Genomic DNA, 14,523 nt, shown 5'->3' on the forward strand with positions numbered 1-14,523 from the left:
ACATTTATACTAATATTAATAAAGCTATCTATCTAATCTTTTAAACTATATAGGAACTTATCAGAACAAATTCAATCCTCGTCGAACAAAGTTCTGTAATAACATCAGCATTGTTGGTTTTTGTGAAACTAATATCCACAAACTAAAATGGCCCGGGTACGCTGTATAAATACAGAGTAACACGAGCCATTTAATCGCTAGCGAGAGCTTAAGTCAATGACTTATTAAGCACCTTGCTGTGGATTCATGATGTCGTCGAATGCTTTTTCAACGTCAGTCACGTTTGCTTTAGCTAGAATTGCTTCAACCGCTTGCTCTTCCATAGCAACGTTGCGCATTTGTTGCATAAGCTGATCGTTTGCTTTGTAGTATTCTACAACTTCAGTTGGATCTTCATATGCAGAAGCAACCGTTGCGATTAGCTCTTCAACTTTAGCATCATCAACTTTAAGCTCGTTCGCCTTGATAACTTCACCTAATAATAGGCCAGTTTTAACGCGAGTAATAGCTTGCTCGTGGAAAAGCTCAGCTGGAAGCTCAGGCATGTTTTTAGCGTCGCCACCGAAACGTTGTGCAGCTTGCTGACGTAGAGCATCAATTTCTTGATCTACTAGCGCTTTTGGCACTTCGATTTCGTTATTTTCTAAAAGACCTTTGATTGCTTGGTCTTTAACGTTAGCTTTAACCGCTTGGTCAAGCTCACGCGTCATGTTCTTTTTAACTTCTTCTTTAAGAGCGTCAACACCGCCTTCAGCTACACCGAATTTAGTTGCGAACTCATCATTAAGCTCAGGGAGCTCTTGAGTTTCAACTTTCTTCACAGTGATTGTGAAAGAAGCCGCTTTACCTTTAAGGTTTTCAGCGTGGTACTCTTCAGGGAAAGTTACTTCAGCAACAACTTCTTCGCCCGCTTTTTTGCCAACGATGTTGTCTTCAAAACCTGGGATCATACGACCTTGACCAAGTTCTAGAGGGAAGTCTTCAGCTTTACCGCCTTCAAACTCTTCACCGTCGATAGAACCAACGAAATCGATAGTTACACGGTCATTTTCACCTGCAGCTGCGTCAACTTCAGTCCACGAAGCATGTTGCTTACGTAACGTTTCTAGCATGTTAGCTAAGTCTTCATCAGTTACAGAAACAGCTGGTTTTTCAACAGCGATTTTATCTAAACCTTGAATTTCAACTTCTGGGTAAACTTCGAAAGTTGCATCGAATTCTAAATCTTTACCAGCTTCTAACGCTTTAGGAGCGAAAGTAGGTGCACCTGCTGGGTTAATTTTCTCTGAAACGATTGCTTCAATGTAGTTGCGTTGCATTAATTCGCCAGCAACTTCTTGACGTACTGCTGCACCGTAACGCTTGTTGATGATAGACGCTGGTACTTTACCAGGACGGAAACCATCGATACGCTGGGTTTTAGACAGTTGTTGTAAGCGTTTTTTTACTTCAGTCTCAACGTTCTCTGCAGGAACGGTGATGGTCAGACGGCGCTCAAGGCCTTGAGTCGTCTCAACAGAAACTTGCATGATTTACCTCAATCTTCAATTTTGGCGACTGTTCGCCTTCCTTACAAACAAGGTGATCTCTATGAGTGATAGCAAGTTTTAACGCTGAAAATTTCAACTTAAAACGGCGCATTGTAACCATGAGATACCATTGCTGCTTTGCCTCTATGGGCACTATGTTAAACAATAGACGCGGCATTATAACCTAATATTTATGATAGTCGAGTCTAGGGGGCAATTATTTGGCGTATATAGCAGCAATCAGTGTTCAAATGCGTAAAAAACGAACTCAGTAAAATAACAACGATGAATTAAGCTGGTTTGAAGATATGAAATATGAATTTAAGAAGCTTTTAATGAGGGATTAAAGCTTAAAAGTTTTATAAGTGGTCGGCGATGCAGGATTTGAACCTGCGACCCCTTGGACCCAAACCAAGTGCGCTACCAAACTGCGCTAATCGCCGATACTGAGAGAAGTTTTGAAAATAAAGACCATTTAAGAAAATGGTCGGCGATGCAAAATTTGCACCTTCGACTGAATTGGATATACCCAAACCAATCGTCCTTTGACCTTTAACTTTCTAAAAGTGGTCGGCGATGCAGGATTTGAACCTGCGACCCCTTGGACCCAAACCAAGTGCGCTACCAAACTGCGCTAATCGCCGATATCTTAGAGTAAATTGGGGTGACTGATGGGGCTCGAACCCACGACAACCGGAATCACAATCCGGGGCTCTACCAACTGAGCTACAATCACCACGGCATTTACATATTTTCAAATGGCGCACCCGGAAGGATTCGAACCTTCGACCAACGCCTTAGAAGGGCGTTGCTCTATCCAGCTGAGCTACGGGCGCATCGAAAACTTCAAAAGTTTGCCTGTAAGCGCCGCTTCTTAAAGAAGAAGTGGTCGGCGATGCAGGATTTGAACCTGCGACCCCTTGGACCCAAACCAAGTGCGCTACCAAACTGCGCTAATCGCCGATGCTTACTATTGTTTGCGAGTGACCTCGTTAACAACGGGGTGCATAATAGTGATTTGGCTGGGTTAGGTCAAACATTTTTTTAAGAAAATAATTCAATCGGTCACTTTTAGTTCATAATGGTTAAATATTGCAAATATAAGCTAAAATTTGGACTCTTTTTTATAAATCGACGCTTTATATAAGATTGCATCTTGGCGCTATGATGCTTTTCTGCGAAAATACGCAACATAAAATAAATATGATTTATTTATCCACACCCCTTTATCGGATAATCATATTTAAATGTATCAGTATCAAGTTAACTAACCCCAATGAAAGGTCACCCATGACGGCAAACATCATCGATGGTAAGGCAATAGCTAAACAAGTACGCAGCAATGTAGCAGAACGCGTTGCAGAGCGTGTAGCGAACGGATTACGTGCTCCAGGACTCGCAGTCGTGTTAGTAGGTCAAGATCCAGCAAGCCAAGTATATGTTGGTTCTAAACGTAAAGCATGTGAAGAAGTCGGCTTTGTATCTAAGTCTTATGATTTACCTGGCGACACCACTGAACAAGATTTACTTGCATTAATAGACCAACTAAACGAAGACAAAGAAGTAGACGGTATTTTAGTTCAATTACCTTTACCACAAGGCCTTGATGCTGAAAAAATTCTTGAGCGTATTACCCCTCATAAAGACGTTGATGGTTTCCACCCGTATAATATTGGTCGCTTAGCGCAGCGTATGCCGGCACTTCGCCCTTGTACGCCGAAAGGTATCATCACCCTACTCGACTCTACTGGTGTTCGCTATAAAGGTATGCACGCAGTCGTGGTTGGTGCATCAAACATTGTTGGTCGCCCTATGTCACTTGAGCTTTTACTTGCAGGCTGTACAACAACGGTATGTCATAAGTTTACTCAAGATTTAGAAACTCATGTTCGCCGCGCTGATTTATTAGTTGTTGCGGTTGGTAAACCTGAGTTTATTCCGGGTGATTGGGTTAAAGAAGGCGCTATCGTAATCGATGTAGGTATTAACCGCCTTGAATCGGGTAAGCTTGTTGGTGATGTTGAATACGATATCGCTGAACAAAAAGCACATTTCATTACACCAGTACCTGGTGGTGTTGGCCCAATGACTGTGGCAAGCTTAATCGAAAACACGCTTGAAGCATGTGAAAAATATCACAGCTAAACGTTAAGTTATGTAAAAAGGGCTGCCAATTGGCAGCCCTTTTTGTTTATGCTTTTTATCTACTAGAACGAATAACTTTCAACATCTGTGGCAGTACTGAAAATACGATCATCATAGCCATAATCAAGTATTGCCAATCTTGGTACTGCTCGCTAAGTAAAATAACAGCACATACGATGCCCGCAATTGGGTTTGCAATTGTCCCGAATGAAAACTCGGCAACAGTCATACGCCCTAATAACCACACATACAGTATATAGGCAATAGCCGTGTTAGGTATTATCAACCAAAGCAATGCAGCGTATTGCAATGTTGAAATAGGTGAAAACACCACTTGATAGTGCTCTGGGTGTATAAAACTGCCATCAATAAACGCAGCCAATAACAAAATAGTGCCGCCAATGATTAACTGCCATGTCAGTACAACCCACCAATGTATATGAACCGATAAGCTTTGTACTAAAGTACTACCAATTACAATAGTAAATAAGGCACCAAATAAAGCTGCAACGCCAAGTACATTCAGTGCAACATAGGTAGGATCAAATAACAGCCAGGCTAACACAACAAGTGCTGCCGCACAGATAGCTTGTATTCGTGCTGGTCGCTGCCCTTTTACAAACCATGCATATAAAAGTGCCACCACAGGAACTGATACCATACCAACACCTGCAATCGCTGCTGGAAGGTTCACTGCCATAATAAAAATAAAAGCAAAAAACAGCGCTATATTCACAGCACCTAAGGTCAATAAGCTGAGCCATTGTGAACGGGTCGGTAAACTTGGCTTGAGTAATAAAAGTAATAGCCCCGCTGGCAATGCACGCACTGCGCCTAATAACAATGGTGGCCAATCTGGTGTGGCATATTTGGTCACTGCGTAAGTGGTACCCCATAAAAAGGCAGGGATCATGGCAAGTAAGATATTCAAAGTCAGTCCTTGTTAAAGCAAAGTAACGCCAAGGTAAAACCTCAACTTTAGTTGAGGTCAATATAAAAAATAAATTTCTAAAAACAAAAAAGGTTGCCGATATTGGCAACCTTTTGATATGCAACTTTTCGATTGATACTTATGCTTTGCGCCATGTTGTTTTACCAGCAGAATCTTCCAGTACCACACCAAGCGCATTCAATGCATCACGGGCTTCATCAGCCGCCGCCCAATCTTTACTAGCACGGGCTTCATTACGTTTTGCGATTAACGCTTCGATATGTGCTACTTCGTCATCAGCTTGGCCACCTTGTAAAAAAGCTTCTGGGTCTTGTTGTGCTACACCTAATACCTCTGAAACACTGCGTAGTACATAAGCTAGCTTACCTGCTTGCTCTGCATCGCTGTCTTTAACACGGTTTAGCTCTTTTGCTAACTCAAATAATACAGGTAGTGCTTCAGGTGTGTTAAAGTCATCATCCATCGCCTTTCTGAATTTAGCCACAAATTCATTACCTGCTAAATCGCATTCAATTGGCGCTACGCCGCGCAGTGCAGTGTAAATTCGCTCAAGAGAGGAGCGCGCTTGCTCAAGGTTTTCTTGTGAATAGTTAAGCTGGCTACGGTAATGACCTGAAATTAAGAAGTAACGAACTGACTCAGCATCGTACTCTTTTAATACATCACGCACGGTAAAGAAGTTGTTTAATGACTTAGACATCTTCTCTTTATTAACCTGTACCATACCTGTGTGGATCCAGGTATTCACGTATTTACCGTTATTTGCACAGCATGACTGAGCAATTTCGTTTTCATGGTGCGGGAACTGTAGATCTGAACCACCACCGTGAATATCAAAGTGCTCACCTAGGTGTTTAGAGCTCATTGCCGAACATTCGATGTGCCAACCAGGACGCCCTTCCCCCCATGGTGATGACCATGATGGTTCACCGGGCTTAGCTTTTTTCCAAAGTACGAAATCAAGTGGATCTTGCTTATCTTGTGCAACTTCAACGCGTGAACCAGCCTGAAGCATGGTTAGGTCTTGTTGCGACAAGGCACCATATTGTTCAAATGTAGATACATCAAACAATACGTCGCCGTCTGCTGCAACATACGCATGGCCTTTAGCAATTAAACGCTCAACCATCACGATGATTTCATCCATGTGGTTTGTCACCGTTGGCTCAACATCCGGACGCAGCATATTTAAGCTATCAAAGTCTTCATGCATCGCCTTGGTCATACGAGTCGTTAAATCATTAATTGACTCGCCATTTTCATTAGCACGCTTGATAATTTTATCGTCAACATCTGTAATGTTACGAACGTATTTTAAGTCATAACCAATATGACGAAGATAACGAACAATCACGTCAAAACCGACGAATGTACGAGCATGACCGATGTGACAGTAATCATAAATGGTGATACCACACACGTACATGTCGATTTTGCCATCAACAAGGGGTTTAAACTGCTCTTTTTGTCGCGTAAGTGTGTTGTAAATTTGTACCATTTATAAAATGTCCTTAACGGTGTTTTGAGATTCTTTATGGTAACACTTGCAAAGCCGCTGCTCTAGCGCTTTATCAATTGAATAAGCACTTTGTTAATCTGTCTCAACAAGCTCTTTGTTAATCCAAGTCAACTACTATAAAATAGACCCATTATTAAACCAGATATAGGAAACCTCATGGTTGTACTACACACAAACTTTGGTGACATCACCATCAAGATGCACGAAAGCGATGCACCAAACACAGTTAAAAACTTTTTAGAGTATGCAAACTCTGGCTTTTACAACGGTACTATTTTTCACCGTGTAATTGATGGTTTTATGGTACAAGGCGGTGGTTTTGAGCCTGGTATGGTTCAAAAAGAAGTAAACAACCCTATCGAAAACGAAGCTAATAATGGCCTTGCAAATAAAGTAGGCACATTAGCAATGGCACGTACGCCGGATCCACACTCAGCGACTGCGCAGTTCTTCATTAACGTTAACGACAATGACTTCTTAAACTTCAGCAGTGAAACATCACAAGGCTGGGGCTACTGCGTGTTCGCAGAAGTTGTTGAGGGTATGGATGTGGTTAACAAAATCAAAGGTGTTGCAACTGGCAGTGCTGGTTTCCACCAAGACGTACCTCTTGAAGATGTAATCATCGAAAAAGTAACGGTTAGCTAATTTAATCGTTTAGTCTTTTTAAGCGGGCCTTTGCCCGCTTTTTTGCGAGTAACCATGAAACAAAGTTATTTTATTGCCGATCTCCATTTAACAGAAAACCGCCCTGATATCACAGCAGCATTTTTTGATTTTCTTGATAACAAGATTATTAATGATGACGTTGATGCACTGTACATTTTGGGCGACTTTTTTGAAGTATGGGTCGGTGATGACTATCAAACTGACCTTTCAATCAATGTTGCCGCACGTTTAAGCCAAGTAAGTGAAAGTGGAACTGAGGTGTTTTTTATTCATGGCAATCGCGATTTTATTATGCGAGAAGACTATGCAAAAAGCGCGAGTATGACTTTATTACCTGAACAAGTTGTTATTGATTTATATGGTACTCCAACAGTTATCTTGCACGGTGATGAAATGTGCACCCAAGATGTTGAATATCAAAAGTTTCGTAAAAAAAGCCGTGGTTGGTGGTGGCCAAAATTAATGCTTGCTATGCCGCTTTGGTATCGCAAAAAAATTGCCCGTAATGCTCGCGAAAAATCAAAACAAAGCCAAGCTGGCAAAGCGTTAGAAATTCTAGATGTGACTGAAGATGCGGTATTAGCGATGTTTGAAAAGCATCAGGTTGTTAATATGATCCACGGTCATACACACAGACCCAACGTACATCACTACAGCATAAATAATAACACACTGACCCGCACCGTACTCGGAGATTGGTATGAGCAAGGGTCATATCTAAGGGTTACACCTGCTAGTCAGGAACTAATCAGCGCGCCACTTTAAATAGTAGAAACTTTGACTATGCTTGAATAGAGTTTTTACTAAAAAAGCGTGAGTCATGATTGTTCGGTTAACCTGTTTGTTCTGCTGTTTAATGCTAAGTTTTTCTCTTAACAGCCAAACTTGGCGATTAGTCACAGAACCATTCCCACCTTTCCTTATCGACAATAATGAAAAGCCTGGCTGGGTTCATGAACTCGTTGTTAGCGCACTAAAAAGCCAAAATAAAAATGTAGAGATTGAATATACTCATTGGGCTCGCGCATTAAAGCTTGCGCAGCGGCATAAACGTGTTGCGGTTATTGGTGCTTTTTATACCCTAAAAAGAGCGAAAATCTTTACCTACTCCCGACCTATTGCTACAGCTGATATTGTGCTTTTAAAACGTGCCGATAGTGAGATTACCTATTCAGGCTCCCTATACTCTCTGACTCCTTACACAATCAGCAAAGGAGAAGACTATGTTATAAGTGAAGAGTTTGAACACCATCCTCAACTTGCGGTTACGACAACACATAGTCTAATAGAAAGCTTAACCCTTTTAATACATGGCCGTGTAGACCTTGTTGCCGGTACAAAAGAAGTTGCATTATACTGGTTAGAAAATAACGAAACCTTGCAAAACCTCAAACACTCGGAAATAAAGGTCATCACCCCTTTCCTATCAACTCAAAAGCTACACGTTATTACAGCCAAAAATCACCCTCAATCTGCCTATTTTCAACAAGATTTATATACAGGGTTACAAACTATTGTGGCAAATGGAGATGCAGCAAAAATTTTAAAACGTTATGATTTTGACACTAATCAAACTGATAAAGTTTTAGCTTTGCTTAGCAAAAACTTTAATTAGCCAAGTAAGTCGATTACTTTGCTTAGTATAGAGGCTATAACACCTCTATACTAAAATTACCTAACAGCTAGTCCTCACGGAACTATTTGTACAAGTTGTCACTCCACCCGAGGTCGAACAGGTTGTATAATTTATTTCTCGAGTACAGCCACCCCCTCTAATAAGCGTACCGCCTCCTGGGCCTGTAACAATCCCGCCCACTCCACCACCTCCAGGTGAACTCATTTTCGTTGTTGCACCTTCAATACTTTCTAAATTTTCGATTAAACAATTAGAAACAAGTGTATCTGTTAAAGTAACATTGATGCCACTCATGAAAGTGCCAATTTCAATGCCATCAACAAGTGAAGCTCCTCTATCTAGAGTGAAAGTAAGATTCAGATCTCTTGCCCCATTAGTAATTGATTGACCATGATAACCTACTTTAAATACTAATTTATTACTTGAATTACCATAAGAACGCGTTGCATACACACCGACTTTATCGTGACTTAATGAAAGTGAAATCCCTGCACTATTTTTACCAATATGAATCCCCGAAACTTTCACTTGAGTATCAGTAATAAATTCATTCCAGCTACTTTTACCAAGGCGAGTGGCTATTTGAGCATGCATTTCTTTTTTAATACTTCTACGTGCATCAATGCTCGTTAAATAAAAAGATGGGTGATTGGCACAACTTTCATCAGAACTAGCAAGCGCGGAACGTGTTGAATCATCCCCCCAGTTTCCTGCATGTACAGTCACTGTTGAGTTAGTTGCAACAGTACCGGCTTCATTTACAGCCCGCCTAAATTCACTATCTATCTCATAAAAGTCATCAAGTGCAGCGGCTTCAGCGCTATTAAGTGTAGTATCTATTGCTTTGACTTTTACCGCTTTACTATACTGGGTCTGTTGCTCTGTAGTAATTATAAATTTAAACGCCACTCGCTGTAGTGCATTAGCGACAATAACCTCTTTTGAAGTTGTGTTACAAAGATAGGTCGTTACCCCAAACTCTGGCTTACCATTATTTAAATTCCTGACTTCACAGTTAGGCCTCTCATAATATAATTTTGCAATACGCAGTGCCTCACTATAGTCACATGTATCACACGCTTTTGCTTCTGTAAGTGCTGCTGCAGCATCATTTGCAATAAACAAAGCGCTTACAGCCAACATTAATATCAACTTATATTTCATCTTATTTCCTTACCCTCAATATCAAGGGGTCATCCATTTTGTTTTAATTAAGGTTATAAAATACATACGTCAATACTTCGGACCCTTTATGGGTACTTTAGGTTTACAGCATTGTCAATATTTATTTTTAATAATGAATAAGGCTCTTGGGAATAGCTGGGGGTAGGGGTTTATAAAATAAAAAAGTAAAATGATCGCAAAGAGCTTATTAATAATCGCTCCTTGCTGTTGGATTACATCGCTTTTTAAACTGGCAAACCACTATGAAACTTAAAATCGTCATCAGGCGTTGCAATCAGCTCAGCCTCAATTTGACCAAAAAACTCAACACGCTCGGTAATATCAAATTCACTGATTTCTTGCGCGAGTGTTAAATAGTCTTGGTAATGACGGGCTTCTGAGCGCAATAATGAAATATAAAAATCCCCTAACCGCTTATCAACATGAGGAGCGAGCTTAGCGAACCGTTCACATGAGCGGGCTTCGATGTAAGCACCGATAATGAGTTTATCGACTAGCGCATCTGGCTCGTAGGTTTTTACATGGCGCAGCATACCCTTTGCGTAGCGACATGGCGTAATACTTTTATATTCAATACCGTACTCATCCATGATCTCAAGCACTTGATAAAAGTGATGTAGCTCTTCTTTTATAAGCATGACCATTTTATCAATCAGATCTTGCCCGTAAGGCGAGTTCGATTTTGGGATCATTGATTTAGTTAGCTTGTTTTTATCTGCAAGTTCTCGCCAATCCCCTTCTCGTTTATAAATAAGAGTTTCAAAAGGTTTTAGCCATGCAAGTAATGCATCACCACTTTCTTTATCAACTGCATACTTACGAATTAAAAACATCGCTGACTGAGCAGCTTTCAATTCACAAATAAGGTGATCAATTAATACCACATCTAAGTTTTCTTGTTTGATTGCCGCAGCAATCCACTCATCAGGCGTTTCACACTTTAAAAAAGAATGGATAGGAGCGAGTAAAGCAGAGTAAGGCACTGAATAATTTCTCATCAATAAACGTGGGTAGATTTTACCATATAAATACATTGTCATTCTATGACCCATATCAGTACAGGACTAATTTCTATATGCACTAAAGACTTATATATAACCCATCATTTCCAGTATTTCAGGTTCTTGACAATATGTGATAAGTGGACCATAACTTAATCAAAGCTGTACAAAAATAAAACAGCTCATATTCCTATTTACAGGGGCAACAATTATGATTTTGAACCACTTATGGGGCTTATACGCCCACCCACTCGAAGAATGGCAAACAATAGATAATCGACATGAAAGCTTGCGTTACAGCTTATCACACATCTTACTCATTGCATGTATTCCATCTATCATGGGCTATTATTCATCAGTCCATCTGGGTTGGAGCATTGGCTCCGGTGAGGCAGTATTTTTAACGCATGATAGCGCGCTATTGATTGCGATAGCCATGTACTTTGCGCTTATTGTAGGTGTGTTTGCACTAGCTTACTTAGCACACTGGATGGCCGTGACCTTCGGTGCAAAACCCACCTTTACTCAAACCCTAGAACTTGCTGCTTACACAGCAACACCGGTATTTATGTCTTCATTTGCGGCGTTTCTACCAGAGCTTTGGTTTGTGGTGTGTGTAGGACTTGTAGCTCTCGCCTACTCTGTTTACCTGCTCTATACTGGGGTACCAATTTTAATGCACATTCCTGAAGAGCGAGGCTTTATTTATGCCAGTTCAGTGGTCACTTGCGGATTAATTCTACTCGTCATAATCCTTGCTGCAACAGCAATTCTGTGGACAAACGGTATAGTCCACCCAATGTTTACCTAAATTATTTCCTTTCTTTCCACAAGCAAAAAAGGAGCTATGTAGCTCCTTTTTCATGTATTAGTGTAAAAACTAATTAGTCTGCACTGTTTTCTTCTTGGTTATGTAATTCTAAACCAGAAGACATTGCATTTTCACGCGTGGATTTTGCAGAATCATTACGTAGACGATCGATATGGTTAAGATATTCTTGATCGATATCACCCGTTATATATTGTCCATCGAATACCGATGTTTCAAAGCGAGTGATTTCAGGGTTTTCTTGGCTCACCGCTGAGATTAAATCATCAAGAGACTGGAAAATGAGCCCATCAGCACCAATGCTTGCATTAATGTCTTCCACTTCACGACCATGAGCAATTAACTCAGCAGCCGAAGGCATGTCAATTCCATACACGTTCGGGAAACGAATTTCTGGTGCAGCTGATGCAAAATAAACGTTCTTTGCACCTGACTCACGAGCCATCTCAACGATTTGCGCTGACGTGGTACCACGAACAATTGAGTCATCAACAAGCAATACATTCTTACCCTTGAACTCACGGTCAATGGCATTCAGTTTTTGACGAACTGACTTCTTACGCATTTCTTGACCTGGCATGATGAAGGTGCGGCCAATGTAACGGTTTTTAACAAAACCTTGACGGTATGGCAGGTTAAGCGCTGATGCAATTTCAAGCGCCACATCACATGATGTTTCAGGGATTGGAATAACCACGTCGATGTCTTTATCAGCCCATTCACGTGCTATTTTTTCACCTAACTTAGTCCCCATGTTTACACGCGTTGCATAAACCGACATACGATCAATGGTTGAATCTGGGCGCGCAAAATAAACAAACTCAAAAATACACGGCGCATATGTGGCCTTTTCAGCACACGCTTGTGAGAAAAGCTGACCTTCTTCAGTCACGTAAATAGCTTCGCCTGGCGCTACATCGCGTACAAACTCAAAGCCATCTGTTTTCAATGCAACGCTTTCTGATGCAAACATGTACTCAGTACCGTTTGCTGTTTCACGCTTACCAAATACAAGTGGACGAATACCGTTCGGGTCACGAAAGGCAACAATACCGTGGCCGATAATCATTGCTATTGTTGCGTAACCACCCGTTACTTTGTTATTTACTTCCGTTACTGCTGTGAAGATATCTTCAGCATCGAGTTTAAGTTTATTAGACTTACTTAACTCATGCGCCATGATATTAAGTAATATTTCAGAGTCAGATGTTGTATTAACATGACGGCGAGCTTCTGAAAATAATTGCTCTTTTAATGCTTCTGCGTTTGTTAAATTACCATTGTGTGCAAGTGCAATACCAAACGGTGAGTTAACATAGAAAGGTTGCGCTTCTGACGAGCTAGAAGATCCAGCTGTCGGATAGCGAACATGACCAATACCAATCGTACCTTGAAGGCGTTTCATGTGACGGGTATGAAACACATCTTTCACAAGGCCGTTGGCTTTACGTAAGCTAAACGTATTATTTTCAATGGTAATGATGCCAGCTGCATCTTGACCGCGGTGTTGCAAAACAGTTAAGCCATCATACAGCGCCTGATTAACAGGAGAAGTTCCGACTATGCCAACGATACCACACATTAAATTTATCCTCGCCGATTAACGGTTTACCGAATTTAAAAAGCTTGAGTTGTTTTCGAGGTACGAAAAGAACCACTCAACAACAAAGCCAAATTCTGGAATCAAAATAGAGTTACCCCACCAGTGCGTATTAGGTGCACTGGTAAAAGCATCAAGAAAGAAGAGTAACGCGCTTACGACCAACACGCCACGAAGAGCACCAAACACTATGCCGAATACACGGTCGGTGCCAGATAAACCAGTACGTTGTACAAGCTCACCTAAAATATAGTTTAGTAATCCACCCAACAGGAGTGTCGCAAAGAATAATATGGCTATTGCGGCTGCATTTCTTAAAAGGGGTTCTGAAATACTTGTTAGGAAGGAAGCTAAATATTGGTAAAACAAACTAGAGATGATAAATGCGCCAGCCCATACAGCTAATGACATTGCTTCTTTTACGAAGCCACGTATTAAGCCGATGATAGTGGATAGTGCAATAATGCCAAGTATGGCGTAATCAACCCAGATCATAAGAACCAACTAGTCGTTAATTTGGGGCGCATTCTATACCCAAACCACCTGTGGATGCAAGAATTCAGCATGAGATAAAACGCATTTAGGCAAGGCATTGATTGTAGAGAATGGTGTCCCCTTGTCAAAATCAATAACGCAGAATAAATGCGTTTTAGCCATGCCCTTCGGGCGCTTCACAGGGCTTCCACTACTGTGTTGTGGCAATTTGAAAGGTACCTACATTCCTGCATCGCCACGCCTTGTATTGAAAACCCTGTGATAGCGCTGAATCATGGATCTACAGGCGGTTTGGGTATTTGAGCTACCTATAGAATTGCCAGATCATTTTGTAATTTCAAACTGAGTAACTTTGCCGTTTAACTTGGTTAACTGCTTTAACTCAGGGAGCTTACTCTCTAACTCTTTCTTGCTAAGTGAAGGACCTACAAAGACTTTTGTCAGTGTTCCGTTCGGGGTTTTGATTGGACGAGTAAAGGTTTTAAAGCCGTTCGCTTTAAGCTTTTCAAGTAATGACTTTACATTAGGCGCGTGTGAGAAACTACCCAATTGGATTACATAAGCCATTTGCGTGAGGTTTTCTTCTGGCTTACGAGCAGGCTCCGATGTTTTTACTACTGGCTTGGCTGCTTTAACAACTGCAACAGGATCTTGAGTTGATGCTTCAACCATTTTAGGCGCATCATCAAATTGCTCAGTTTGCTCTGCTGTAAGCTCAGCGTCATTCGCTTGTGCATTTTCGACAGGTATTTCAGCAGGCTGCTCTGCAGAGGCAACTTTACTATCAATTTCATCTTGTAAGTCAATCGTTGTGAACTCAGGGCGTTCAGGAATTGCTTTAAAACCTTCTGTATAGTGAACTTTCTCTCCATCCAAAATATTTGGAATAAAGACAATAGCCGCCACAACCACAATGGTGGTCCCTACTAAGCGATTAATAAACCCTGCGTTCACCGAATTCCT

13 protein-coding genes and 5 tRNA genes are annotated in these 14,523 nt (G+C 41.1%); 5 read left to right on the forward strand and 13 right to left on the reverse strand.

Annotated features, from left to right (window positions below):
* Positions 1 to 224 precede the first annotated feature (224 nt).
* From tig to LY624_RS11500, 6 genes are all read right to left on the reverse strand, one after another.
* Positions 225 to 1,529, reverse strand: a complete 1,305-nt coding sequence (tig, locus tag LY624_RS11475; protein WP_062569848.1) for a trigger factor — start codon at positions 1,527 to 1,529, stop codon at positions 225 to 227.
* 366 nt (positions 1,530 to 1,895) lie between these two features.
* Positions 1,896 to 1,972, reverse strand: a tRNA-Pro gene (locus LY624_RS11480).
* 124 nt (positions 1,973 to 2,096) lie between these two features.
* Positions 2,097 to 2,173, reverse strand: a tRNA-Pro gene (locus LY624_RS11485).
* A gap of 16 nt (positions 2,174 to 2,189) precedes the next feature.
* Positions 2,190 to 2,265: transfer RNA gene (locus LY624_RS11490), tRNA-His, on the reverse strand.
* 23 nt (positions 2,266 to 2,288) lie between these two features.
* Positions 2,289 to 2,365: transfer RNA gene (locus LY624_RS11495), tRNA-Arg, on the reverse strand.
* A gap of 50 nt (positions 2,366 to 2,415) precedes the next feature.
* Positions 2,416 to 2,492, reverse strand: a tRNA-Pro gene (locus LY624_RS11500).
* Positions 2,493 to 2,819: 327 nt separating this feature from the next.
* Here LY624_RS11500 and folD point away from each other — a divergent pair.
* Positions 2,820 to 3,674, forward strand: coding sequence for a bifunctional methylenetetrahydrofolate dehydrogenase/methenyltetrahydrofolate cyclohydrolase FolD (gene folD / locus LY624_RS11505; RefSeq protein WP_054553151.1), 855 nt, complete (start codon positions 2,820 to 2,822; stop codon positions 3,672 to 3,674).
* Between the two features lie 55 nt (positions 3,675 to 3,729).
* Here folD and LY624_RS11510 read toward each other — a convergent pair whose 3' ends face one another.
* The gene (locus LY624_RS11510; RefSeq protein WP_130150568.1) at positions 3,730 to 4,605 is read right to left on the reverse strand and encodes a DMT family transporter; all 876 of its coding nucleotides are present in this window, start codon (positions 4,603 to 4,605) and stop codon (positions 3,730 to 3,732) included.
* A gap of 139 nt (positions 4,606 to 4,744) precedes the next feature.
* Positions 4,745 to 6,124, reverse strand: coding sequence for a cysteine--tRNA ligase (gene cysS / locus LY624_RS11515; RefSeq protein WP_341803031.1), 1,380 nt, complete (start codon positions 6,122 to 6,124; stop codon positions 4,745 to 4,747).
* Between the two features lie 177 nt (positions 6,125 to 6,301).
* Here cysS and LY624_RS11520 point away from each other — a divergent pair, with 177 nt between their 5' ends.
* Genes LY624_RS11520 through LY624_RS11530 form a run of 3 tightly spaced genes read left to right on the forward strand, consistent with a single transcriptional unit; the run spans position 6,302 to position 8,429 of the window.
* Positions 6,302 to 6,793 (forward strand): peptidylprolyl isomerase, encoded by a 492-nt coding sequence (locus LY624_RS11520; protein ID WP_062569843.1) that lies wholly within the window; start codon positions 6,302 to 6,304, stop codon positions 6,791 to 6,793.
* Positions 6,794 to 6,847: 54 nt separating this feature from the next.
* Entirely contained in the window at positions 6,848 to 7,579 is a 732-nt protein-coding gene (locus LY624_RS11525) for a UDP-2,3-diacylglucosamine diphosphatase (protein ID WP_237118209.1), read from the forward strand.
* Between the two features lie 55 nt (positions 7,580 to 7,634).
* A complete protein-coding gene (locus LY624_RS11530; RefSeq protein WP_237118208.1) occupies positions 7,635 to 8,429 on the forward strand; it encodes a substrate-binding periplasmic protein in 795 nt (264 codons plus the stop codon).
* A gap of 60 nt (positions 8,430 to 8,489) precedes the next feature.
* On the opposite strand, the gene LY624_RS11535 is transcribed toward LY624_RS11530, so the two are convergent.
* Both LY624_RS11535 and miaE read right to left on the reverse strand, forming a co-directional pair.
* The gene (locus LY624_RS11535; protein ID WP_237118207.1) at positions 8,490 to 9,614 is read right to left on the reverse strand and encodes a hypothetical protein; all 1,125 of its coding nucleotides are present in this window, start codon (positions 9,612 to 9,614) and stop codon (positions 8,490 to 8,492) included.
* A 245-nt stretch (positions 9,615 to 9,859) separates the two neighbouring features.
* Positions 9,860 to 10,618 (reverse strand): tRNA isopentenyl-2-thiomethyl-A-37 hydroxylase MiaE, encoded by a 759-nt coding sequence (miaE, locus tag LY624_RS11540; protein ID WP_193988975.1) that lies wholly within the window; start codon positions 10,616 to 10,618, stop codon positions 9,860 to 9,862.
* Between the two features lie 229 nt (positions 10,619 to 10,847).
* Between miaE and LY624_RS11545 the strand changes: the two genes are divergently transcribed.
* Complete coding sequence (locus LY624_RS11545) at positions 10,848 to 11,447, forward strand: Yip1 family protein (RefSeq protein ID WP_062569839.1); 600 nt, start codon at positions 10,848 to 10,850, stop codon at positions 11,445 to 11,447.
* A gap of 73 nt (positions 11,448 to 11,520) precedes the next feature.
* Here LY624_RS11545 and purF read toward each other — a convergent pair whose 3' ends face one another.
* The 3 genes from purF to LY624_RS11560 all read right to left on the reverse strand — a co-directional run bounded on the left by purF (position 11,521) and on the right by LY624_RS11560 (position 14,514).
* Positions 11,521 to 13,047, reverse strand: a complete 1,527-nt coding sequence (purF, locus tag LY624_RS11550; RefSeq protein WP_130150563.1) for an amidophosphoribosyltransferase — start codon at positions 13,045 to 13,047, stop codon at positions 11,521 to 11,523.
* A gap of 18 nt (positions 13,048 to 13,065) precedes the next feature.
* Positions 13,066 to 13,560, reverse strand: a complete 495-nt coding sequence (locus LY624_RS11555) for a CvpA family protein (protein WP_341803032.1) — start codon at positions 13,558 to 13,560, stop codon at positions 13,066 to 13,068.
* 324 nt (positions 13,561 to 13,884) lie between these two features.
* Positions 13,885 to 14,514, reverse strand: coding sequence for an SPOR domain-containing protein (locus LY624_RS11560; protein WP_341803033.1), 630 nt, complete (start codon positions 14,512 to 14,514; stop codon positions 13,885 to 13,887).
* Positions 14,515 to 14,523: the final 9 nt, after the last annotated feature.

This window comes from Pseudoalteromonas sp. N1230-9 (genome assembly GCF_032716425.1).
Classification (GTDB): Bacteria; Pseudomonadota; Gammaproteobacteria; order Enterobacterales; family Alteromonadaceae; genus Pseudoalteromonas.

Coding starts and splice junctions, on each gene's coding strand:
- tig (WP_062569848.1), bottom strand. CDS start 1,529: ATGCAAGTTTCTGTTGAGACGACTCAAGGCCTTGAGCGCCGTCTGACC.
- folD (WP_054553151.1), top strand. CDS start 2,820: ATGACGGCAAACATCATCGATGGTAAGGCAATAGCTAAACAAGTACGC.
- cysS (WP_341803031.1), bottom strand. CDS start 6,124: ATGGTACAAATTTACAACACACTTACGCGACAAAAAGAGCAGTTTAAA.
- LY624_RS11520 (WP_062569843.1), top strand. CDS start 6,302: ATGGTTGTACTACACACAAACTTTGGTGACATCACCATCAAGATGCAC.
- LY624_RS11525 (WP_237118209.1), top strand. CDS start 6,848: ATGAAACAAAGTTATTTTATTGCCGATCTCCATTTAACAGAAAACCGC.
- LY624_RS11530 (WP_237118208.1), top strand. CDS start 7,635: ATGATTGTTCGGTTAACCTGTTTGTTCTGCTGTTTAATGCTAAGTTTT.
- LY624_RS11535 (WP_237118207.1), bottom strand. CDS start 9,614: ATGAAATATAAGTTGATATTAATGTTGGCTGTAAGCGCTTTGTTTATT.
- LY624_RS11545 (WP_062569839.1), top strand. CDS start 10,848: ATGATTTTGAACCACTTATGGGGCTTATACGCCCACCCACTCGAAGAA.
- purF (WP_130150563.1), bottom strand. CDS start 13,047: ATGTGTGGTATCGTTGGCATAGTCGGAACTTCTCCTGTTAATCAGGCG.
- LY624_RS11555 (WP_341803032.1), bottom strand. CDS start 13,560: ATGATCTGGGTTGATTACGCCATACTTGGCATTATTGCACTATCCACT.